The following is a 21,675-nucleotide window of genomic DNA, read 5'->3' on the forward strand; positions in this document are numbered from 1 at the left end:
ATGCATGCTAGTGGTAATTGACTTAGCACACACTGATTAATTCATTTCGTGAAAAATTAACCAGGCGAAAAACGCGTTTAAGTTGGTCTTTGCTCTATACAGGTAGAAGGGCGGTGCCCTTTACCTCTTCCATGACTGCATAGGTGTGCGTTTCGCGTACGCCGGGGAGAGAAAGAATCACTTCAGAGAGGAATTGACGATAAGCTTCCATCCCCGCCATGCGCGCCTTCACCAGATAGTCGAAGCCTCCTGCGACCATGTGACATTCCATGACGTCGTCGCTGCGTTTTACTGCGGCAGCAAAGGCATCAAAAACGTCAGGTGTGGTGCGATCAAGTTTAACCTGTACGAAGACGAGAAGATTTCGACCGAGCTTTTCCGGTGAAAGAATTGCCATGTAGCCGGTGATATAACCATCCCGGGTCAGCCGTTTGACGCGTTCCGCCGTTGCCGTCGGCGACAGGTTGACGCGCTCGGCGAGCTCTATGTTCGAAAGCCGACCCTCCTTCTGCAATGCGCGGAGAATCTTGCGGTCGAGACGGTCAAGCTCTTTCATTTTTCGCGGCCTTTCACGCGGTCGGTAGGCAAAGATCATGCTGGCTGGCTTCAGTTTAGTGAAAAACGCCACGAATGAACAGCTATGTTGCCGAAATCACGGAGAACCCTTCATGTCGACCCAGATTTCCACGCCTTTTACTCCATTCAACGCTCCATTTGCCGGTGACGACGATCGTCTGCTGCATGGTTTTGCCGAGGGCCTTCGCTTTTCAGCCGCGCAGGATATGGCGATCGACAACCGTGCGAGTGGCATGATCGAGGCGATCCGAAACAATTCCGGATCGATCGGCGGCGTGGAAGATTTCCTGCGGGAATATGGCCTTTCGACCAAGGAAGGTTTGGCACTGATGGTGCTTGCCGAGGCGCTGTTGCGCGTGCCCGACGCGCTGACGCAGGACAAGCTGATTGAGGACAAGCTCAAGGAGGGCGGCTGGAGCGAGCATGAGGGAAAGGCCGACAGCTGGTTCGTTTCGGCCTCGGCCTGGGCGCTCGGCCTTTCGGCTCGTATCATCCGCCCCGGCGAAACGCCTGAAGGCGTGGTGCGCGGCCTGGTCAAACGCATGGGTCTGCCGACAGTGCGCAATGCAACCAAGCAGGCCATGCGTTTCCTCGGCCATCATTTCGTGCTCGGCGAGACGATCAAGGATGCGCTGAACCGCGCGGCCAAAAGCGAAGAGAAGGGCTATCGCCACTCCTTCGACATGCTGGGCGAGGGAGCGCGCACGGCTGAGGACGCCAAGCGTTATTGGCAGTCCTACGCGATGGCGATCGAAGCAATCGGCGGCTGGATGGCGAAGAACGGCAAGGCCAAGGAGCTGCCCGACCGCATGGGCATCTCGGTCAAGCTCTCGGCGCTGCATCCGCGCTATCTCGCCACCCATCGCGACCGGGTGATAAAGGAGCTCGTGCCCGATCTCCTGAAGCTTGCGCAGATGGCTAAGGCCCACCAGCTCAACTTTACCATCGATGCCGAAGAGGCGGATCGGCTGGAACTGTCGCTCGACGTGATCGCGGCCGTGTTTTCCGATCCGTCGCTCGCCGGCTGGGATGGTTTCGGTCTCGCGATCCAGGCCTATCAGAAACGCGCTGTCGCCGTGATTGACTATATCGACGGGCTATGTGCAAAGCACGGCCGCCGCATGATGGTGCGCCTTGTCAAGGGCGCCTACTGGGATACCGAGGTCAAGCGGGCGCAGGAGCGCGGGCTCGACGATTATCCGGTCTGGACACGCAAGCAGGCGACGGACCTTTCCTATCTCGCCTGTGCGCAGCACATGCTCGCCAAGCGGGCGCGTATCTTCCCGCAATTTGCCACCCATAATGCTCTGACGGTTTCCACCATCCTGGAACTTGCCGGCAATGACCGTTCCGGCTTCGAGTTCCAGCGCCTGCATGGCATGGGCGAGAGCCTCTACAATCACCTGCTGAATTCAAACGATCGCATCGCTTGCCGCATCTATGCGCCAGTTGGCGGCTATCGCGATCTGCTCGCCTATCTCGTGCGCCGGCTTCTCGAAAACGGTGCCAATTCTTCTTTCGTCGCCATGGCCGGCGACAAGAACGTGCCGATCAAGGCACTGCTGGAGCGTCCGGCAGACAAGCTGGAATTCGATGTCGGCGCCTGCGCGCGTAACAGTAAGATTCCGATGCCGCTGCATCTCTATGGTAAGCGCAAGAACAGCGCCGGGCTGGAATTCGGCCACCGCGCAACGCTTGAGAAGCTGATGGGCAATATCAGCAAGGGCCTCGCCGCCATTTCGGCCACACCGCTCATCCCCGGCGTCGCAGCCAGTGGTGCGGATGTGCCCGTCATCTCGCCCTCCGATCATTCGAAGACCGTCGGCTCTGTCCGCAACGCCACTACGGCGGATATCGACAAGGCCTTCGCTGTCGCAGGCAAGGGCTTCAAGAGCTGGTCGCGCCGCTCCGTCGAGGAGCGCGCATCGGCGCTGGAGCGCATGGCCGATCTTATGGAGGAAAACCGCGACAGGCTGCTGGTGCTTCTGGCCGCAGAAGCCGGCAAGACGCTCGATGATGGCGTTGCCGAAGTACGCGAAGCCGTGGATTTCTGCCGCTATTATGCCGGCGAGGCGCGACGTCTATTCGGCACGGTGACCAAGATGCCGGGGCCGACCGGCGAGGACAATCGCTACCTCTGGCGCGGGCGCGGCGTCTTTGCCTGCATCTCGCCCTGGAATTTCCCGCTGGCGATCTTCCTCGGACAGATTTCGGCAGCCCTTGTTTCCGGCAATGCGGTGTTGGCAAAGCCTGCGCCGCAGACGCCGCTGATCGCCTATGAGGCGGTCAAGCTGTTCCACAAGGCCGGCGTGCCGGAAGAGGCACTGCTTTTTGTCCCCGGCGGTCCGGATGTCGGCGCTGCGATCACGGCGCATGCAGCCCTTGCTGGCGTAGCCTTCACCGGTTCGACGAAGACGGCCTGGGCGATCAACCGGGCGCTTGCCGCCAAGGACGGGCCGATCGTGCCGCTGATTGCCGAAACCGGTGGCCTCAACGCCATGGTGGTCGATGCAACCGCGCTCGGCGAGCAGGTGGCCGACGACGTCGTCCTCTCGGCTTTCCGTTCCGCCGGCCAGCGCTGCTCGGCCCTCCGCCTGCTCTTCCTGCAGGAGGACGTCGCCGAACATATGACGCAGATGATCGAGGGCGCTGCGCGTGAGCTGCAGCTCGGCGATCCCGCACTCGAAACCACCGATGTCGGCCCGATCATCGACGAGAAGCAGAAGGCGATGCTGGAAGCCCATATCGCCGATATGCAGAAAACACAGAAGGTGCGCTATGCCGGCAAGGCGCCTGATGGCGGCAGCTTCTTCGCACCGCATATTATCGAACTCGACAAGCCCGCGGCTTTGACCAAGGAAGTCTTCGGGCCTGTCCTGCATATCGTCAAATGGAAGGCGAAGGAGCTGCCGAAGGTCCTGCAGGATATCCAAGCCTCCGGCTACGGCTTGACGCTCGGCGTCCACAGCCGCATCGAATCCACGATCCGCACCGTCACCGATGCGCTCGATACCGGCAATGTCTATGTGAACCGCAACATGATCGGCGCCGTCGTCGGCACCCAGCCTTTTGGTGGCTCGGGCCTGTCCGGAACCGGCTTCAAGGCTGGCGGCCCGGCCTATCTGCAGCGATTTGCACTTGAACAAGTGATCTCGGTAAACACCGCTGCCGCAGGCGGCAATGCCAGCCTGATCGCAATGGGGGAGTAAAGTAGGGTACGGCAGCAAGCGTCGATATCTCGCTTGCTGCCGCTTAATACAGTTGCTAAGCGTATCAATAGATACAACTGAGGCGATCTAATCGTGCGTTTTGCAATTTTCTCTTCGATCAAGTATCTGTTTTCTCGAATAATACTTGTCTTACTTCTTTCCAGCCTCCCAATCGGTGCTGCGCTTTCGCAGGCTGCGGAGAAAAAGCAGTCAGAACATCCAGCCATGAGCTTCATCATTGTGCGCAGTTCTGTTTGCAAGGAAGACTGTCCGGAATGGATCTCGGCCGAGGGACGCATTACTTCCGATACACCCGCCCAAATGAGAAAGATTCTCAAGAAGATCGGAAACAGGAAAATGCCGGTCGTATTCCGTTCGGAAGGCGGGGATGTGAACGCTGCCTATTCCATCGGACGAATGATCCGCAAGGCTGGGCTGGACACCGCTGTCGGTGGTACGAGGCTTGAGGGCTGCCCACCCGAGGATCTCCGTTGCATTGCTGGCATGGCGCGGAATGGCGCTTCAGCAGGATCTACGTATTCGTATGGAGCGTATTGCGTTTCTGCATGCCCGCTGGCTTTGGCGGGTGGTGCGACGCGGGTTTCGTCCCAATGGGCCTACATCGGCGTTCATCAGATAACCACCGTCTACAGCAAGATGCGCGTGTCCTATCGCATTGAATATAAGATGGTGAATGGGAAGAGGCAGGAAGTCTCTCGCAAGGAGATTGGCCGCAAGGTTACCGGGCAAAGCAGCTCCACCAAGCTAGGCAAAAAAGCTACCGCGACTCTGAAGGCCTATCTGAAAGAAATGGGAGTCAGCGACGACATCGTTGAGTTGATGATGAGTGCTGCACCCGACAGCATGGCGATGGTCGCGCCGACTGAAGCACTTCGGACGGGTCTGATCACGGATATGCTGGCTTACAACGAATGGCCGGGCATGCCGCTCTGCGCGCAGGACGCAGCGGCGGATGCCGTATGCTACCGCCATCCGGGGCCCAAAGCGGTTGTCGCTGAGGCGCCGATTAAGCCTGCGACCGTATTCTCAAGCTATCCTGCGCCTAAAACCCATCCGATGGACTTTCTCCTGATGTACAATGGCAATTGCCAGGAAGAGTGCACACAGTGGATCTCGGCGGATGGCGACATCATGCCAGATACACCGAGCCAGCTGGAAACGATCTTGAAGACGCTCGGCGACAGAAAATTGCCGATCGTCTTTCAGTCCTTTGGTGGCGACAAGGATGCAGCCTTCGCAATGGGGCGTATGATCCGAGCTGCAGGCCTCGATACGTCGATTGGTAGAACGCGCTTGCCGAATTGTCCGATGGAGGATCCGCGTTGCACGGCGAGCATGGCCAAAAGCGGGCCGACCGAGGGGGAAGTCTTTGCTGGTGGTGCGTACTGTTTTTCAAGCTGCACCCTTGCCTTCATGGGCGGAACGTCGCGGCTCGTGGGAAGGACATCCGCTCTTGGTCTCAGTCAGCCGGCGAGCAGGCTTACGGAGGCTGACCGCGAAAAATTCATCGCCTATTTCAGCGAGATGGGCGTTAGTCCAGAGGCCTTCGACACGATGATGATAACGCCGTCTTTCGGGAGAGGCGATATATATCCGCCTCAAGCGCTCAAGCTTGACATCATCGATGGCGTGATCCCCTACGATGAGGAGCCTGGCCTTCACTTCTGCGGACCGAACGCGAAGGAAAGCGTTCGGTGCCCCAGAGAATCCGAGGCGGTAATCGTTCCGGGTTCTGCTTCGGTTAACTGATACCGGATCTCCGAAAAGAGGCGCCGTCGCGACACGGCGCTTTGTTGCAACCCGTCCTTGCTAAATATTTCCGGCTTTATGCCGCTTTACTCCTTGTCCTTCAGGTCATTCTTTGAGGTCACGCTCATCAGCTTCTCAAGGAAGCCGAGCATGACCGCAGACACGACGAAGGCCAGATGCATGAAGGTCAGCCACATGATCTTGCCATCCTCATACTGATTGACGTTGAGGAAGACCTGCAGCAGGTGGATAGAGGAAATGGCGACGATGGAGGAGGCGACCTTGATTTTCAGGCTGCCGGAATCGAGCTTGCCGAGGAAAGAGACTTCGCCTTCCTTTTCAGCCTCGTCGAAGCGGCTGACGAAATTCTCATAGCCAGAGATCATCACCATGACGATGAGGCTTGCGACGAGTGCCGCATCGATGAGACCGAGCATGGCGAGGATCATTTCGGCCTCGCCGAGCTCAAACACGCTTCCTGCGACCTTCAGGAACTTGAAAGCGAAGGACACGGCGTAGACGGCGAGCGCCAGCACGAGGCCAACGTAGAAAACCACCAGCAACCAGCGGCTGGAAAGAATGATGCGCTCGACGAGGAGCTCGAGTGATTTCATGGTTGGCCCCGTAAAGCCCAGAATCGCTTGTTCCTAATAAGCAGCCGAACAAGCGGGCCGCAAGCGCAGCTCTATTCACAGTTTGGGCATATTTCGCTATCTCGTTGAATAAACGCCCGAGTCCGTCACGCGCTCAGAAAGCGGGGAACCTGATCCATGGCTGCCATTAAGTCCGATATCGAAATCGCGCGTGCGGCAACGAAGAAGCCGATCTTCGAGATCGGCGCCAAGCTCGGCATCCCGCCGGAGCAACTGGTTCCCTACGGTCACGACAAGGCCAAGGTCAGCGCCGAGTTCATTGCCGCACAGGAAGACAGGAAGGACGGCAAGCTGATCCTCGTCACCGCCATCAATCCGACGCCGGCGGGCGAGGGCAAGACGACGACCACGGTCGGCCTCGGCGACGGGCTGAACCGCATCGGCAAGAAGGCGATCGTCTGCATACGCGAAGCTTCGCTCGGTCCCTGCTTCGGGGTGAAAGGCGGGGCGGCGGGCGGCGGTTATGCGCAGGTCGTGCCGATGGAAGACATCAACCTGCATTTTACGGGCGATTTCCACGCGATCACCTCGGCACACAATTTGCTCGCGGCGATGATCGATAACCACATCTATTGGGGTAACGAACAGAATATCGATCTGCGCCGGATCACCTGGCGGCGGGTGATGGACATGAACGACCGGGCGTTGCGCAGCATGGTCTCCTCGCTCGGTGGCGTGTCCAACGGCTTTCCGCGGCAAAACGGCTTCGACATCACTGTGGCGTCCGAAGTCATGGCAATTCTCTGTCTGGCGAGCGATCTCAAGGATTTGGAGCGCCGGCTCGGTGACATTATTATCGGCTACCGCTTCGACAAGACGCCGGTCTATGCCCGCGACCTCAAGGCGGACGGCGCCATGGCCGTGCTCCTGAAGGATGCCATGCAGCCCAACCTCGTGCAGACGCTCGAAAACAATCCGGCCTTCGTACATGGCGGGCCTTTCGCCAACATCGCCCATGGCTGCAACTCGGTGATCGCGACGAAGACGGCGCTGAAGCTCGGCGAATATGTCGTGACGGAAGCGGGCTTCGGGGCCGATCTCGGGGCTGAGAAATTCTTCGACATCAAGTGCCGCAAGGCGGGATTGAAGCCGAGCGCTGCCGTGATTGTCGCGACAGTCCGGGCGCTGAAGATGAATGGCGGCGTGAAGAAGGACGATCTCGGCACGGAAAATGTGGGGGCGCTGCTTCGTGGCTGCTCCAACCTTGGCCGCCACATCGCCAATGTGCGCCGGTTCGGTGTGCCTGTTGTGGTTGCGATCAACCACTTCCTTTCGGATACGGATGCGGAAATCGCCGCTGTGAAGGAATTTGTCGCGCGCCACGGCGCAGAAGCCATTCTCTGCCGCCACTGGTCGGAGGGTTCGGCCGGCATCGAGGACCTCGCCTATAAAGTGGTGGAACTTGCCGAGTCCGGGCAGGCGAAGTTCGAGCCGCTCTATGGTGATGACCTGCCGCTTATCGAAAAGATCGAGATCGTCGCATCGAAGATCTATCACGCGGGCGAAGTGACGGCCGACAAGGCCGTGCGCGATCAGCTCGCGGCTTGGGAGGAGCAGGGCTACGGCAAACTGCCAGTCTGCATGGCGAAGACTCAATATTCGTTCTCGACAGATCCGAACCTGCGCGGCGCACCTGAGGGGCACGTGGTATCCGTGCGCGAAGTGCGCTTGTCGGCAGGTGCGGGCTTCGTCGTCGTTATCACCGGCGAGATCATGACCATGCCCGGTCTGCCGAAATCACCGTCGGCGGAACGAATTTTCCTGAATGACCAGGGCTACATTGAGGGGCTGTTCTGATCCTCAGTGGCGTTCGCGCTGTTGATGGCGAGATGACGCCGGCGTTTCCCGAAAACAACAAGCCCACGGCAGCCCAAAGCAGGCAGAAGATGATACAGGCTGCGATAGCCTTCATACGCTTTCGATCCTCGACCTCATCGTCCTGAGACTTTGATTTGGGGATCTGAGGAACCGATTCAAGCTGTTATCTCAAGTGCCTGAAATATTTAGTGGCAGTAGCGATAGCTGCCTTGCCTTTCGATCACGTCCAGATGGAAATGAGTCTCATGGGCTGCGTCGCTCTCCGGATCGAGTACCGTCGTAAAATAAAGGCAGGCTGCCGCGCTCACAGTGCGCTGGAATGCGCCGGTCAGTGTGGAATCCTCACGGCGTGAGCGGATGGCGACATCCTCGCCCTTTTCGAAGCTGAAGCTTGCAATGTCAATCGCGTTGCCGCGGGCATGTTCGGAAATCTTGCCTGTTTCGGCGCTGTTGCGCAGGCGGCAGATGTAAGCGGAGGCCTGATTGATCGTGGTGATACCGCCGCTTTCCGGCAGGGCGACCGAGACTGCGGGAATGACGCTTCCCTTCATCCATCGCGCCAGCGCCAGTGCCGTCGGGCAGCGCAATGTTGCTTCAGGTTTCAGTTTGATGCCGGGCAGGGCCTCAGAGACAACGATCGGCTTGTCGATGCCGCAGCCGTTGCCACCATCGATACGGGATGTCTCTCTGAAGACGACGCCGAGGCCCTGCAATTCTCTAGTACATTCTGCATGGTCCGCATCGCTTTCGGGCTCGATGGTTAGGTGCTGTTCCTCAAGGGTCTGTTCGCCTGGTGTTGGTGGCTTCTGTTCTTCCGACGGAGCAGGAGGTAACTCGTCCTTTCCGCTTGGTGGGGCGGGAGGGATTTCGGCAGGTTTGGGCTGAGGCGCTGGAACTTCCGAAGCTGGCAGTGGTGTCTCCGGCTTCTGCTCGGGCGCTGCTTCCTGCGGAGACTTGGGAGCTTCTTTCGCTTGCGGCTTCTTTTCCGGTTCGGGGGCCGCGGGGGCCTCAACTGCTGTTTCTGGCTTTGCTTGCGGCACCGGGCCGTTTCGCGGCAGTCTTGCTCCGGGGAGCAGGGCGAGTGCGGCAAGAAGGACCGCCATCTTCCGAAATTCTCTCACATGTCTTTCCCGTCGTCGATCGCGCGGAGAGGAAACGCAAGAGCGGCGAATTCGTTGCAATTGCGCAACGTTTGCTGACTTCGTTAAAACTTGATGATCTTATTCAAGATAAATCGGCGCTATATATTGACAATAAAAGTCATGTTTTTTATGCGGCAAAAAGAAGGCGGCCGTTGGGGCCGTTCTACGTGCCTAGCCAGCCCCTCGTGCATCTGATGCCGACCAGCCAGCCCGGTTATTCATCACTCAAGGGTTGGTTTCATGGTTCTTGGACGTTGGCGTTCCGCGCTTTTGGTCTGCACAGCAGCCGCAATTACTTTTCCGCTTTCACATGCCTTCGCGCAGAGCGTCACACCCGCCGCGACCACGACGGATGAAAAGTCCACCGTGTTGGCGCCGATCGTCGTGAAAGGTTCTCGTGCTGTAAAGGATGCCGGCAGCGCAGCGGACAGCCCGATGGTCTCGGAGACGACTGCCGAACAGATCGATCAGAAGCAGATCACCAGTATCGAAGATCTCGGTCGCACTACCGAACCTGGCGTTTTCTTCAACGTCAACAATGAGAGCGTCAATATCCGTGGTCTCGAACAGAGCCGCGTGCTGACGACAATTGACGGTATTCCGATTCCTTATCTCGACGACGGCGCGCGCGGTGCCGAAGGCGGAAGCAACACCTTCAACTTTGATTCCCTTTCGACAGTTGACGTTTTGCGGGGAGGGGACTCCAGCCGAGCCGGTTCCGGTGCTCTCGGCGGCGCACTGCTTCTGCGGACGCTGGAGCCGGAAGATCTTATCGATCCGAATGCGACATGGGGCGGTATTTTCAAGTTTGGCTACGACAGTAAGGATCGCAGCTTCGGAGGTTCCGCCGCCGTCGCGAAACGCATCGACAATACTGCCATGTTGTTCCAGGGCGATTATCGGAAGGGCCACGAGTCTGAGAACAACGGTGACGTTGGCGGATACGGCGCGACGCGCACCGAGGAAAATCCGGAAGACTACCGTTCGAAAAATTTCCTCTTCAAGCTTCGTCAATATACGGATAGTGGCCATACTTTCGGGCTGACCGGCGAACATTATGACAAGGATCGCGACATCGATCTTATGACGGGGCAGGGGCTTACCGGCACCTATCGTCCAGGCAACCGCAATACGTTCAATGATGCCAAGCGCGACCGTGTATCGCTGGATTACAAATATGAAGCCACGGACGCGGATAGCCTGATCGATCGGGCAAATGCGGTGTTCTACTGGCAGGATGTTGTAAAAAACGCCGGCGATGACAGCATTCGCAGCACCTCGCCGATCGGTATCTTTAAACGTGACAACGAATTCGAGCAGCGGGCGATCGGCTTTGCCGGAAATGCCGAGAAGAGTTTCGAAGAAGGCGGTTTCAATCACAAAGTAACCGCCGGGCTGGATATTTCGTTCTCGACGGCAAGCCAGTATTCCTCTGGTGAGGACAATTGCGGGCCAGGACCGTTCGCGCCGTTCGCTGCGTGTAACTTCCTGCATACAAATCAATCCGATATGCCCGACGTCGACGGCAAGAGGGTTGGTTTCTTTATCGATGACAAGATCTCGGTCGATGACAGCCCCTTCTCGCTGACACCGGGTGTCCGTTTCGATTGGTATGATTACAGCCCGAAGCAGACGGCTGCTTATGAAGAGAACCCTGCCTATGATGGTCTGCCAGCTGGGCAGAGCGATAGCCAGCTCTCGCCGAAGCTGCGAGCATCCTTCGAGCCTCGCGAGGATGTCGAAATCTACGCGCAGTGGTCGATGGGCTTCCGTGCGCCTGATGTTCAGGAGCTCTATCTCGATTATGGCGCGCCGGGCAGTTACCTCAACCTTGGAAATCCGGATCTGAAGCCGGAAACCAGCCAAGGCATCGAAATCGGCGCGAATTTCGGTGATGACGACCTCGGTGGTCACCTCGGTCTGTTCTACAACAAGTATCGCGACTTCATCGATACCGAGTCTATCACGGACACGACCGGCACATATCCCCTCGGCATTACTTCGTACTTCAACCGTAACCATGTCCGTATTTACGGTATTGAAGCCAACGCGCATAAGACCTTCGACAATGGCTTCCATGTCTCGGCCGGTATCAGCTATATGAACGGCATCGATACAGACACCAACGAAGTCATTCGATCGGTTACACCCTTCAAGGCGATTGCCAGTGCCGGTTATGCCGCCGAAACCTGGGGTACCGATGTCACTTTCAACGCTTCGACCGGAGCGAAGGATGACGGCAACCCAAAGACGTTCGATGCGCCGGGATATGGCGTCGTTGATCTGACTGCATGGTGGGAGCCCGAACAGATCAAGGGCATGACGCTTCGAGCTGGTGTCTATAACGTCTTTGACAAAACTTACTACGAGGCGGTCAATACGCAGACGCTTGCAGTGCCGGCTGCACAGCCGACGGAATATTATTCCGATGCCGGGCGCACTTTTAAGGTCACATTGACCCAGCGTTTCTAATATTCCCAGGGCGGCGTTGGGCCGCCCTTTTTGCTGCGCGAATGGCCCCCTTGCGCTTGGCCTCATCTCAGGCTAACAATTTTGCCCATGAAGAAGTCCTTGAACATTGCAGTTTGGTGGTGGGCTCGCTGAGGCGGCCTCGACCAATCGTGTCCAAAGACGACGAACGAGCCGCCCGAAACTTCGAGGCGGCTTTTTTGTTTCAAAGGCCGCCTTCGTCCGGGCCCGATAACGGAGTGGAACTATGGTAACGATCCTGCGGGATGATGGTGCGGAAATCTACGAGACCAGGGGCGGCATCACCGTCACGAGGCAAAGGCGAGCCATTCCCTATGCCGATGCGGTTTCGTCCTATGTCGACAAGCTCGACGAGCGGCGGGGCGCCGTCTTTTCCTCGAATTACGAATATCCGGGTCGTTATACGCGTTGGGATACGGCCGTCGTTGATCCGCCGCTCGGTGTTTCCTCCTTCGGCCGCAATGTCTGGATCGAGGCCCATAACGAGCGCGGCGAGGTTATCCTCGGCTTTATCGCCGAGCGGCTGAAGACGGTTCGTGAGCTAGAGCTTGGCGCATCGAGCGCACGCCGGCTCGACCTTACGGTGAAGATGCCGGATCGCGTCTTTACCGAAGAAGAGCGCTCGAAAATGCCGACGGTCTTTACCGTCCTTCGCGCCATCACCGATCTTTTCCACTCGCAGGCCGATGCCAGCCTCGGTTTTTATGGCGCCTTCGGCTACGATCTCGCCTTCCAGTTCGATGCGATCAATTTGAAGCTGGAACGGCCTTCCGATCAGCGCGACATGGTTCTCTACCTGCCGGATGAAATCCTCGTCGTCGATAACTACGCCGCCAAAGCATGGATCGATCGGTACGATTTCGCCAAGGATGGCAAGACGACCGAAGGCAAGGCCGAGGATATTGCGGCAGAGCCCTTCGTGCGCACCAATGCCATCCCGCCCAAGAGCGATCATCGTCCGGGCGAATATGCTGAACTTGTCGTCAAGGCGAAGGAGAGCTTCCGCAAAGGCGATCTTTTCGAAGTCGTGCCCGGCCAGAAATTCATGGAGCGTTGCGAAAGCAAGCCATCCGACATTTCCAAGCGGCTGAAGGCGATCAATCCGTCTCCCTATTCCTTCTTCATTAACCTCGGAAACCAGGAATATCTGGTCGGTGCCTCGCCGGAAATGTTCGTGCGCGTGTCCGGCCGCCGCATCGAGACCTGCCCGATCTCGGGCACGATCAAGCGCGGCGACGATCCGATCGCCGACAGCGAGCAGATCCTGAAGCTCTTGAATTCCAAGAAAGACGAGTCCGAACTCACCATGTGCTCGGACGTCGATCGCAACGACAAGAGCCGCGTCTGTGAGCCGGGCTCGGTAAAGGTCATCGGCCGCAGGCAGATCGAGATGTACTCGCGCCTCATTCACACGGTCGATCATATCGAGGGCCGCCTGCGCGACGATATGGATGCGTTCGACGGCTTCCTCAGCCACGCCTGGGCCGTGACTGTAACGGGTGCGCCGAAGCTCTGGGCCATGCGTTTCATCGAATCGCATGAGAAGAGCCCGCGCGCATGGTATGGTGGTGCGATCGGCATGGTCGGCTTCAATGGCGATATGAATACCGGCCTGACGCTGCGCACCGTACGCATCAAGGATGGTATTGCGGAAGTGCGCGCCGGCGCGACGCTGCTCAATGATTCGATTCCCGAGGAAGAAGAAGCAGAAACCGAACTGAAGGCCTCCGCCATGCTTTCCGCAATTCGTGATGCCAGGACGGGCAATTCCGGCAAGACCCAGCGCGATGTTGCATCTGTTGGCAAGGGCGTCAACATCCTGCTGATCGACCACGAAGACAGCTTCGTGCATACGCTGGCGAATTACTTCCGCCAGACGGGCGCTACGGTTTCGACCGTGCGCACGCCGGTGCCGGAGGAGATTTTCGACCGGCTGAACCCGGATCTCGTCGTCCTCTCGCCTGGTCCCGGCAATCCCAAGGATTTCGACTGCAAGGCGACGATCAAGAAGGCCCGCGCCCGCAACCTGCCGATCTTCGGCGTCTGCCTTGGCCTGCAGGCTCTCGCCGAAGCCTATGGCGGCGAGCTTCGTCATCTGGCGCTGCCGATGCATGGCAAGCCATCGCGGATACGCGTGCTGGAGCCGGGTATCGTTTTCTCGGGGCTAGCCAAGGAAGTCACTGTCGGCCGCTATCACTCGATCTTTGCCGATCCTTCGACACTGCCTCGGGAGTTCATCATCACTGCGGAGAGCGAGGATGGCACCATCATGGGCATCGAGCATGCCAAGGAACCGATCGCGGCGGTACAGTTCCATCCGGAATCGATCATGACGCTTGGCGGCGATGCCGGCATGCGGATGATCGAGAATGTGGTTGCGCATCTTGCCCGCCGGGCAAAGACCAAGGCGGCCTGACACCAAAGGCATAGCCAATAAAAAACCCGCCGGAGACGGCGGGTTTTTTAGGTGCGTTAGGTTGTCGGCCTAGACCCGCCGCATGAGCCGGACAACGATGGACACGACGAACAGCACCAGGAAGATGAAGAACAGAACCTGGGCTATCGAAGCGGATGCGCCGGCAATGCCGCCAAATCCAAGTACGCCTGCAATCAGGGCTACGACGAGAAATACCAGAGCATAATACAGCATCGCGATCTCCTTCAGCGGTTGCTGGCAAGGATAACGGAAGCGTGAGCGCTTCGTTCCATTGTGGCTGCAACAATTGGATTTGCGTGCTGACGAACTCTCTTCAGCCGAACTGCAAATCGGTCTTGAAAGACCAGTCCCCATCGCGCGGCATGGGCGGTTCTGCTGCCGCCAGATAGGACCTCGCCGGTCCCGTCAGCACGAACCAGAGGCAGGCGCCGATCATGAAATAGGTAACGGGCGGATCGTCCGAACGGGTAATGAAGGGAAGGCAGATGGCGGTGAAGAGGATGGCGAGCCGGACGGCCCATTCGGCCTCGCGCTTCAGGAAAGCCTTGGTCCTGAGCCTTTTGTAGGCAACGACGTCGTAACTATCCGCGTCGCGGCCGTTAAACAGCGACCAGGCCGAGGGGAGGGCAAGCATGACGATACCGCCGTAGCACAGAAGGAGCGCCGAGCCAGCGAGGAAATGGCTGGCTGCGACGACCAGCAGACCGGTCACGACAATGTTCCAGATCGGCTCAAGACGCTCGGGCGACAGGCCGGTCCGGATATGCCAGGCCCGCAAGAAGCTGGCCGCACCGTCGAGCAACGGTTGGTCGATATAGCGATTGATCCAATGCATGTCTCACGCGGTCCCCAATTGACTGCCGAGCCGTCAACATCATGCAATTTCGTCGCTATCATGGCACAAAGCGAACCTGCGGCGTTTTAGCGGGTCTATGCGCGGCGCTTGACGACGCGCAGATTCATTTCCGATCGCAGCTTGAAGCCGAGATCCTCGTAAAGCGTGATGGCGGGCGTATTGGTGTAATAGGCGTGCAGGAAGACGGTGTCGCCTCTGGCGGAAATTTCTCCGGCAACGAAGCGGAAAAGAAGAGTGCCAAGGCCGCGCCCCTGAAAATCGGGGTGCGTGCAAAGGCCGCTGAGCTCTCCAAATCCGGGATGTCGCAGGCGCTGGCCGGCCATGGCGACGAGACGGCCGTCGATCTTCACGCCCCAGAAGGTTCCGAGCCTTTGGGCGCCAAGCGTAAAGGGGCCTGGCTTGGTCAGCGTCGCCAAAGCGAGCATCTCTTCCGCATCATCAGCGGTAAGTCGTTGTAGCCTGCTGTCGGAAATGCGCTCATAGGGCCGCTCGGCGATCATCTGCACCAGTTTGCCTTCGGACACGACCGTCAGGCCATCCGGAATGGTCACCGGGCCGGCTTCGACAATTGCCATGACCTCGTCATCTGCCGGCAGGTTTTCGAGTGCTTCGAGGCTTTCTCGGCCGTCGTCGGCTGCTGCGGCGAAAGGAACGATGGAGGGCGGATAGCGCATCGCGCGTTTACCCCCCTCGGCAAGATCTGCGTGTGTCGTCTGAAGTGCGTTCCAGACCGGTCGATCGAGAACATGGTTCATGGTGTTTTCTCCGGTACGGCGCCGGCGCGGCGCATCAGCGGTGCTTCGGCCAGCCCGTCTTCGATTGCGGCAAGCTGCTCAAGCAGTGGGCCGTCGAGATCCCGGCAGAGATCGGCGACGGCGGCTGCGATGCGTGGCCAGACCTTTTGTCTCGAATACTCAACCAGTTCCTGCCCTTTCGGTGTCAGCGAAACGACCCTGCGCCGCTGATCCTCGGGCGACGACTGCATGTCGAGAAAGCCGAGTTCCATGAGCTGGGAAGCAGTTCGAGTCGCGCCGGGCTGGGTGATACCCACGGCCTGCGCCAGCTCCCCGATAGTGAGAGGGCCGAGCCTGTAGATGGCACCCAGGAAGGGATATTGCGCGGCCTGAATGGAGACGCCCAGTTCCTCGATCACCTGTTGTGTGTCGGCTTGCAGGCGTTCGCCGATCCGGCGGAAGCGGCTACCAAGGCATAGGTAGCCAAGCGATTTCACGACATCCTCAACCAAAGCAGGCTCCTCCATATTTTCATAACATGTTATATAAATAGTTATGTAACTGACGTCAATCACGCGAGTCGATTTAGAAGGCACGCCATTACTTGGGAAGAACGTCCTTTGTTTTATTCCGCCAAGGCCTTTGACATTTTGAGGCTGATTGCCCATATCACCCGCATTGGCCGCCTGCGCGATTCCCGCGTGGGCGGTTTTGCGTTTCAATGGCTTAGATGCTGCAATTCATTCGCATCCGCAGGGGGATGACATGAGCGACGAGGGCAATCTCACGGTTCGGAAACTGGCGTTCTGGGGCATTCCCGTGTCACTCGGTGTGATGGGGCTGAAGATGGTCGCCTGGTGGGTGACGGGCTCCGTCGCGCTGCTTTCGGACGGGCTGGAATCCTTCGTCAATGTGGTGGCGGCTTTCATCGCCTTTTTCGTCATCCGCTATGCACAGAAGCCGGCCGACCACGACCATCCCTTCGGCCATCACAAGGCGGAATATCTGTCGGCCGTCACCGAAGGCGTGATGATCGTCGTCGCAGCCTTGCTCATCGTCGAGGCGGCAGTCGGCCAACTTGCCGATCCGCGTATGCTCGAAGCGCCGGTACTCGGTCTTGCGATCAACTTCGCTGCCGGTGTCGTCAATGCCGTCTGGGCGCAGCTTTTGATCCGTGCTGGGCGAAAGCATCGCTCTGCGGCATTGACGGCGGATGGACAGCACATCATGTCGGACGTGGTCACTTCCGTTGGCGTTCTCGTTGGCCTGCTCCTGGCGCTTGCGACGGGCTATGCAATCTTCGACCCTATTCTCGCCATTCTCGTTGCGCTCAACATCCTCTATCAGGGCTGGAAGGTCATCTCCCATTCGATCGGCGGGCTTATGGACCAGGCTGTCGAGCCGCAGGAGGAAGAGGCGATCAAGCAGGCGATCGCCACCCATGCGTCCGGCTCGATCGGCGTGCATGATCTGAAAACGCGGCGTGCCGGTTCAGTGACTTTCGTGGATTTCCATCTTGTCGTGCCGGCAAAGATGACGGTTCGCGAAGCGCATGATATTTGCGACCGCCTTGAAGATGCCATTCGAGCAGCGCATGCGGGCGCGACCATTGCCATTCATGTGGAGCCGGAGGGCGAAAAGGCCCATGGCATCCGCGTCAAAGTGATCAAGGAGACCTAATGCCGAAGACAGACGTTTCCAGCCTTTCGATGCTGGGCCAACACACCGAAACCGCCAAGAGTCCGGAAGAGGCGGTCCTGGAAAAGGTGCCTGCCAATCATGCGGGCACCGACTATGTCGTGCGCTTCACCGCACCGGAATTCACCTCGCTCTGCCCGATGACCGGGCAGCCGGATTTCGCCCATATCGTTATCGACTATATTCCGAACGAATGGCTGGTGGAATCGAAATCGCTGAAGCTCTTCCTGCATTCCTTCCGCAATCATGGCGCCTTCCACGAGGATTGCTCGATCTACATCGCCAAGCGCATCGTCGAGCTTCTCGAGCCGAAATGGCTGCGTATCGGCGCCTACTGGTATCCGCGCGGTGGCATTCCGATCGACGTCTTCTGGCAGACCGGCAAACCGCCGGAAGGTGTCTGGCTGCCGGACCAGGGTGTTGCCACCTATCGTGGACGTGGGTGAGCCGCGGTTGGGGTGAGCCGCGGTCGGGCCCAGCCCGAGCAATCGATCCAGTGAATCGATTGCAGCGGCGAACGGCCTGAGCCTAAAGCGAAGGGCCGGGCAAGGCCGCGGCGGTCTAAAACCTACAGTCGCCCACCTTCAAACATCCGTCGTATCGTTACCGGAATCGTCGAAAAAGTCGTCATTGTCGTCGGTGTAATCGGCCTGCTGGATATTGTCGTCATTATTGGTCCGGTCGTCGTCAGCCTGGCTGTTGTCGCCGTAGTAGTTGTTGATGACGGTTTCCTCGACAGGGCTGCCGGCATTGCCGAAGGGGTTGGCGCCGGCAAAGGGCGAGCCCCAGCCGAGCGACGACATGTGGTTGCCGAAAATGCCGGAAAGCGAGTTGGCGAGCAGCATGCCCCCCGCGACACCGGCTGCCGTGCCGAGGGCGCCGCGCAGGAAGCTGCCGCCGGCAGATGGCGCATAGGCCTGTTGCGTCCAGGGGCCGGTAGGCTGTTGCGGCATCTGGCGAGTGTTGTCGTATCCGCGCGGCTGTTCGTAGCTATCTCTCGGTGCGCTACCCCATGGGCCAGGTGCAGGGGCCGGCTGTTGTGTCTGCGTATTGCCGAAGATGGAGCTCAGGAAGCCGCCTTGTTCAGCCTGGCGGCGGTCGCCTCCGCCCGCTTCAAGCTGATGGACGCGCTCTTCAAGCTCCTTGATGTGGTTGGCGGCGGCTTCCAGACCCTTTTCCTGAACGATGACGGCCTGCGCCAGGTAGTAGGCGGCAGACGGCTGCGCACGGGTCGCTTCTGTTATCAGCGCCTCGGCTTCCGGATCGCGCGGTGTTGCGCCCGCAGTGCGGACGCGATCGAAGAGGGCAGTCAACAATTGGCGTTCTTCCGGTGACATGTCCTGTCTCCTTTAAAGTTCTGCGGCAAGACCGTGTAAGGGTGAGTTAGGAAGCAATTTGGGCATTTCAAAGCCTTGGCAGCTTACATTTCGTTTAGCTTAGGCCTCCTTCAGCCAGACACGCAGCGGGCCTAAAAGCTCGAAGCCCGTGCGCAGCGCCTCATCCAGGTCGTCGCCGCGTTCGTACCCGACGAGCGGTTCTCCCGGATAGAGTTCGGCCGCCTGGGCGATCATCCCGCGACGTATGGCTTCGACTCGCCCGCCCCCGGCGAACAGATTGGAATGGCCGACGACGCCGCCGTGGTGATTGAGGATGCCGCCGCCGACTGGCTGGTCATGTTCGAAGCCAAGCAGGAAAGCGATTTCCGGATTATGCAACAGCGGCTCGGTAAAGATCGTCTGCGTTACCGGCCCGTTCGCCTTTGCCCATTCCGCCTCCCATCGCGCAAGATCTGCGGCGTTCTCCATGCGCTTCCATGTAAACGGGGATGGCGTCAGGGTCGGCCTCCACATGCCGATCCATTCGGCTTCGAACAGCATTGTGAAACCGAGGGGCGCGAGATCGAGAGCCGAGTAGCTGTCCTTGACCGCCCAGTCGCGTTTCTCGCTGTTGATCACCGTGACGATCGCTTCCACAGCTTCGCCGTCCGTCTCCGTCAGCGTTATGACATCCGGATAGAAGGGCGGGGTGTCCCGGCGATGGAACCAGAGTGTTGACGTAAACTCCCCGGGCGAGCCCTGCGCCTTGCAGACGGCGTCGCACCAGAATGCATTGTTGCGGATGGCTGCGCGCAGCAGGAAGGAGGTCATTTTATGTGTCTCCCGGTCTTTTCAGAGGATGTTACGATATCGTGCGTTTGTCATAAGAATATCTTCACGGGTTCCGGCCTTCCTCTTTTTCTCGCATTGTTTTACGCATTGAGTCGCACTATGTGCGAGGAACCGCATTGGTCGTGAGAGAGGTTCGAATGAACGAAGAAGAAGAACAGGACGAAAAGACGAAGGAACTGCCGCTCGGCAAGGAAACGGAGGCGAACCTTTTCAAGTCGCGTTCGATCTTCATCTACGGGCCGATCACGCAGGAACTGGCGCAGAAGGTTTGCACCCAGCTTGTGGCGCTTGCTGCCGCCAATGATGAAGACATTCGCATTTATGTGAATTCGCCCGGCGGCCATGTCGAATCCGGCGATTCAATCCATGACATGATCAAGTTCATCAAGCCGAAGGTGTGGATGATCGGTACGGGCTGGGTCGCCTCGGCCGGCGCGCTCATCTATGCCGCAGCTCCGAAGGAGCGCCGTATCTGCCTGCCGAATACCCGCTTCCTGCTTCACCAACCGTCCGGTGGCACCCGCGGTATGGCTTCTGATATCGAGATCCAGGCGCGTGAGATCATCAAGATGAACGAGCGCCTCATCAAGATCTTCTCGAAGGCAACCGGCCAGGCGGAGGAAAAGATCGCCAAGGATATCGACCGCGATTACTGGCTCTCGGCAGAGGATGCCGTCGCCTACGGTCTCGTTTCCCGTATCGTGACCTCGCAGAGCGAAGTCTGATTCTTCGCCAAGGCTGCTGAATTCACGCCCCGTCTGCCGATTGCAGGCGGGGCGTTTCATGTCTTCTTGCGCGGCACATGAAATCTGTTGGCAATCTCTGCGGAAATTGTCACTCGGGAGAACATTTCCCACAGCAATTCGGCTTGCGCGCAATTCTCCTATGTTGCTCCATGCGCAGTCTTAGCAGCCGGGAGTCGCTCCATTGATCAAAGATTTTTCCGTGCAGAGTCTGTTCATGGGTCTGCTGACGGCTTTCGTGGGGTTCACCAGTTCCTTTGCTGTCGTGCTGCACGGACTGCAGGCGGTTGGTGCGACCGATGCGCAGGCTGCGTCGGGGCTGATGGCGCTGTCGATTTCCATGGGGCTTTGCGCCGTCGTACTCAGCGCCGTCACGCGCCTGCCGGTCAGCATCGCATGGTCGACTCCGGGAGCCGCCCTGCTTGCCAGCATCGGTGCGATCGACGGTGGTTTCAATGCGGCTGTCGGGGCCTTCATCCTTTGCGGTGTGCTGATCGTCATTGCCGGGCTGTTCAAGCCGCTTGGACGGGCCGTCGCCGCCATTCCTGCACCGCTCGCCAATGCCATGCTCTCGGGCGTGCTGCTCGGTCTTTGCTTTGCCCCGGTCAAGGCCGTGGCCTTCAATCCGCTGCTCGGCCTGCCGATCATTCTGACCTGGATCGTGGTCGGCGCCTTCAAGCGGCTGTGGGCGGTGCCGGCTGCGCTGGCGGCCTTCGCACTGGTCCTCGCCTTCGGCGTCGATATTCCCGCGGGCGCCTCGGCCTCGATCGGACAATCGCTGGTCCCTGTTATCGGCATCCTCCATCCGGTTTTCAATCTCGCTGGTTTTGTGTCCATCGCCCTGCCGCTCTTCATCGTGACGATGGCCTCGCAGAATATTCCCGGCATCGCTGTGCTGAAGGTCAACCACTATGATCCGAAGCCGGGGCCGCTCTTTGCCGTTACAGGCGTTTTCTCGCTGCTCGCCGCGCCGTTTGGCGGACATGCAGTCAATCTGGCGGCAATCACGGCGGCAATGTGCGCCGGGCAGGACGCGCATCCAGATCCCTCACGGCGCTATTGGGCGGCCCTGATCTCGGGTATCGGTTATGTCGTTCTCGGTCTGCTGGCTGGGGCAGTGACTGCCTTTGTGGCATTGGCGCCGCCGATCCTGATTGAGGCCGTGGCCGGTCTGGCGCTTGTCGGCGCTTTCTCGGGTTCCGCCATGGCTGCCTTTCAGGCGCCGGAGTCGCGCGAAGCAGCGGCGATCACCTTCCTCGTCACAGCATCTGGCGTTTCCTTCGGCGGTATTTCGGGTGCCTTCTGGGGGTTGATCGCCGGCGGTCTGATGCTCGTTCTGTCGCGAATTGTGCAGGCGAGGAAAAAGTAGGCGAGGGGTTGC

At 58.8% G+C, this 21,675-nt stretch carries 19 protein-coding genes; 10 read left to right on the forward strand and 9 right to left on the reverse strand.

Features of this window, described 5'->3' with window-relative positions; all coding sequences use genetic code 11:
* Positions 1–94: 94 nt before the first annotated feature.
* Positions 95–556 carry an Lrp/AsnC ligand binding domain-containing protein gene (locus tag EV281_RS13460; protein WP_007824522.1) on the reverse strand — a complete coding sequence of 154 codons (462 nt, stop codon included), beginning with the start codon at positions 554–556 and terminating at the stop codon, positions 95–97.
* Between the two features lie 112 nt (positions 557–668).
* Between EV281_RS13460 and putA the strand changes: the two genes are divergently transcribed.
* Positions 669–3,785, forward strand: coding sequence for a bifunctional proline dehydrogenase/L-glutamate gamma-semialdehyde dehydrogenase PutA (gene putA, locus EV281_RS13465; RefSeq protein WP_132653598.1), 3,117 nt, complete (start codon positions 669–671; stop codon positions 3,783–3,785).
* Between the two features lie 93 nt (positions 3,786–3,878).
* The gene (locus tag EV281_RS13470; RefSeq protein WP_132653599.1) at positions 3,879–5,555 is read left to right on the forward strand and encodes a hypothetical protein; all 1,677 of its coding nucleotides are present in this window, start codon (positions 3,879–3,881) and stop codon (positions 5,553–5,555) included.
* Between the two features lie 86 nt (positions 5,556–5,641).
* On the opposite strand, the gene EV281_RS13475 is transcribed toward EV281_RS13470, so the two are convergent.
* Positions 5,642–6,169, reverse strand: coding sequence for a TIGR00645 family protein (locus EV281_RS13475; protein ID WP_132653600.1), 528 nt, complete (start codon positions 6,167–6,169; stop codon positions 5,642–5,644).
* Positions 6,170–6,325: 156 nt separating this feature from the next.
* Between EV281_RS13475 and EV281_RS13480 the strand changes: the two genes are divergently transcribed.
* Entirely contained in the window at positions 6,326–8,005 is a 1,680-nt protein-coding gene (locus EV281_RS13480; RefSeq protein ID WP_132653601.1) for a formate--tetrahydrofolate ligase, read from the forward strand.
* Positions 8,006–8,211: 206 nt separating this feature from the next.
* On the opposite strand, the gene EV281_RS13485 is transcribed toward EV281_RS13480, so the two are convergent.
* Positions 8,212–9,129, reverse strand: coding sequence for an extensin family protein (locus EV281_RS13485; protein ID WP_132654294.1), 918 nt, complete (start codon positions 9,127–9,129; stop codon positions 8,212–8,214).
* On the opposite strand from EV281_RS13485, the gene EV281_RS31120 reads away from it, so the two are divergent.
* From EV281_RS31120 to EV281_RS13495, 3 genes are all read left to right on the forward strand, one after another.
* Positions 9,108–9,524: a hypothetical protein gene (locus EV281_RS31120; RefSeq protein WP_165911877.1), complete on the forward strand. Its 417-nt coding sequence runs from the start codon at positions 9,108–9,110 to the stop codon at positions 9,522–9,524. The genes EV281_RS13485 and EV281_RS31120 overlap by 22 nt on opposite strands.
* Positions 9,409–11,640, forward strand: a complete 2,232-nt coding sequence (locus tag EV281_RS13490; RefSeq protein WP_132653602.1) for a TonB-dependent hemoglobin/transferrin/lactoferrin family receptor — start codon at positions 9,409–9,411, stop codon at positions 11,638–11,640. Before EV281_RS31120 ends, EV281_RS13490 begins: the two co-directional genes overlap by 116 nt.
* Positions 11,641–11,884: 244 nt before the next feature.
* Positions 11,885–14,074 (forward strand): anthranilate synthase, encoded by a 2,190-nt coding sequence (locus EV281_RS13495; RefSeq protein WP_132653603.1) that lies wholly within the window; start codon positions 11,885–11,887, stop codon positions 14,072–14,074.
* A gap of 69 nt (positions 14,075–14,143) precedes the next feature.
* Here the strand turns inward: EV281_RS13495 and EV281_RS13500 are convergent, their stop codons facing one another.
* The 4 genes from EV281_RS13500 to EV281_RS13515 all read right to left on the reverse strand — a co-directional run bounded on the left by EV281_RS13500 (position 14,144) and on the right by EV281_RS13515 (position 16,197).
* Positions 14,144–14,308, reverse strand: coding sequence for a DUF1328 domain-containing protein (locus EV281_RS13500; protein ID WP_132653604.1), 165 nt, complete (start codon positions 14,306–14,308; stop codon positions 14,144–14,146).
* Between the two features lie 100 nt (positions 14,309–14,408).
* Positions 14,409–14,930 (reverse strand): hypothetical protein, encoded by a 522-nt coding sequence (locus tag EV281_RS13505; protein ID WP_132653605.1) that lies wholly within the window; start codon positions 14,928–14,930, stop codon positions 14,409–14,411.
* A gap of 95 nt (positions 14,931–15,025) precedes the next feature.
* Positions 15,026–15,706, reverse strand: coding sequence for a GNAT family N-acetyltransferase (locus tag EV281_RS13510; protein ID WP_132653606.1), 681 nt, complete (start codon positions 15,704–15,706; stop codon positions 15,026–15,028).
* The gene (locus tag EV281_RS13515) at positions 15,703–16,197 is read right to left on the reverse strand and encodes a MarR family transcriptional regulator (RefSeq protein WP_132654296.1); all 495 of its coding nucleotides are present in this window, start codon (positions 16,195–16,197) and stop codon (positions 15,703–15,705) included. Before EV281_RS13515 ends, EV281_RS13510 begins: the two co-directional genes overlap by 4 nt.
* A gap of 253 nt (positions 16,198–16,450) precedes the next feature.
* On the opposite strand from EV281_RS13515, the gene emfA reads away from it, so the two are divergent.
* Both emfA and queF read left to right on the forward strand, forming a co-directional pair.
* Positions 16,451–17,365, forward strand: a complete 915-nt coding sequence (gene emfA, locus EV281_RS13520; RefSeq protein WP_132653607.1) for a CDF family cation efflux transporter EmfA — start codon at positions 16,451–16,453, stop codon at positions 17,363–17,365.
* Positions 17,365–17,829, forward strand: a complete 465-nt coding sequence (gene queF / locus EV281_RS13525; protein WP_132653608.1) for a preQ(1) synthase — start codon at positions 17,365–17,367, stop codon at positions 17,827–17,829. The genes emfA and queF overlap by 1 nt, the downstream gene beginning before the upstream one ends.
* Positions 17,830–17,967: 138 nt before the next feature.
* Here the strand turns inward: queF and EV281_RS13530 are convergent, their stop codons facing one another.
* Both EV281_RS13530 and EV281_RS13535 read right to left on the reverse strand, forming a co-directional pair.
* Entirely contained in the window at positions 17,968–18,720 is a 753-nt protein-coding gene (locus EV281_RS13530; protein ID WP_132653609.1) for a DUF2076 domain-containing protein, read from the reverse strand.
* Between the two features lie 99 nt (positions 18,721–18,819).
* Entirely contained in the window at positions 18,820–19,530 is a 711-nt protein-coding gene (locus tag EV281_RS13535; protein WP_132653610.1) for a hypothetical protein, read from the reverse strand.
* A gap of 158 nt (positions 19,531–19,688) precedes the next feature.
* On the opposite strand from EV281_RS13535, the gene EV281_RS13540 reads away from it, so the two are divergent.
* Both EV281_RS13540 and EV281_RS13545 read left to right on the forward strand, forming a co-directional pair.
* Positions 19,689–20,276, forward strand: a complete 588-nt coding sequence (locus EV281_RS13540) for an ATP-dependent Clp protease proteolytic subunit (RefSeq protein WP_132653611.1) — start codon at positions 19,689–19,691, stop codon at positions 20,274–20,276.
* A gap of 202 nt (positions 20,277–20,478) precedes the next feature.
* Positions 20,479–21,663 (forward strand): benzoate/H(+) symporter BenE family transporter, encoded by a 1,185-nt coding sequence (locus tag EV281_RS13545; protein WP_132653612.1) that lies wholly within the window; start codon positions 20,479–20,481, stop codon positions 21,661–21,663.
* Positions 21,664–21,675: the final 12 nt, after the last annotated feature.

Source organism: Rhizobium sp. BK418 (genome assembly GCF_004341105.1).
Lineage (GTDB): Bacteria > Pseudomonadota > Alphaproteobacteria > Rhizobiales > Rhizobiaceae > Rhizobium.

Excerpts from the sequence above, each read along its gene's own strand:
- EV281_RS13460 (WP_007824522.1), bottom strand. The coding sequence starts at position 556 with ATGAAAGAGCTTGACCGTCTCGACCGCAAGATTCTCCGCGCATTGCAG.
- putA (WP_132653598.1), top strand. The coding sequence starts at position 669 with ATGTCGACCCAGATTTCCACGCCTTTTACTCCATTCAACGCTCCATTT.
- EV281_RS13475 (WP_132653600.1), bottom strand. The coding sequence starts at position 6,169 with ATGAAATCACTCGAGCTCCTCGTCGAGCGCATCATTCTTTCCAGCCGC.
- EV281_RS13480 (WP_132653601.1), top strand. The coding sequence starts at position 6,326 with ATGGCTGCCATTAAGTCCGATATCGAAATCGCGCGTGCGGCAACGAAG.
- EV281_RS13485 (WP_132654294.1), bottom strand. The coding sequence starts at position 9,129 with ATGGCGGTCCTTCTTGCCGCACTCGCCCTGCTCCCCGGAGCAAGACTG.
- EV281_RS13490 (WP_132653602.1), top strand. The coding sequence starts at position 9,409 with ATGGTTCTTGGACGTTGGCGTTCCGCGCTTTTGGTCTGCACAGCAGCC.
- EV281_RS13495 (WP_132653603.1), top strand. The coding sequence starts at position 11,885 with ATGGTAACGATCCTGCGGGATGATGGTGCGGAAATCTACGAGACCAGG.
- EV281_RS13500 (WP_132653604.1), bottom strand. The coding sequence starts at position 14,308 with ATGCTGTATTATGCTCTGGTATTTCTCGTCGTAGCCCTGATTGCAGGC.
- EV281_RS13505 (WP_132653605.1), bottom strand. The coding sequence starts at position 14,930 with ATGCATTGGATCAATCGCTATATCGACCAACCGTTGCTCGACGGTGCG.
- EV281_RS13510 (WP_132653606.1), bottom strand. The coding sequence starts at position 15,706 with ATGAACCATGTTCTCGATCGACCGGTCTGGAACGCACTTCAGACGACA.
- emfA (WP_132653607.1), top strand. The coding sequence starts at position 16,451 with ATGAGCGACGAGGGCAATCTCACGGTTCGGAAACTGGCGTTCTGGGGC.
- queF (WP_132653608.1), top strand. The coding sequence starts at position 17,365 with ATGCCGAAGACAGACGTTTCCAGCCTTTCGATGCTGGGCCAACACACC.
- EV281_RS13530 (WP_132653609.1), bottom strand. The coding sequence starts at position 18,720 with ATGTCACCGGAAGAACGCCAATTGTTGACTGCCCTCTTCGATCGCGTC.
- EV281_RS13535 (WP_132653610.1), bottom strand. The coding sequence starts at position 19,530 with ATGACCTCCTTCCTGCTGCGCGCAGCCATCCGCAACAATGCATTCTGG.
- EV281_RS13540 (WP_132653611.1), top strand. The coding sequence starts at position 19,689 with ATGAACGAAGAAGAAGAACAGGACGAAAAGACGAAGGAACTGCCGCTC.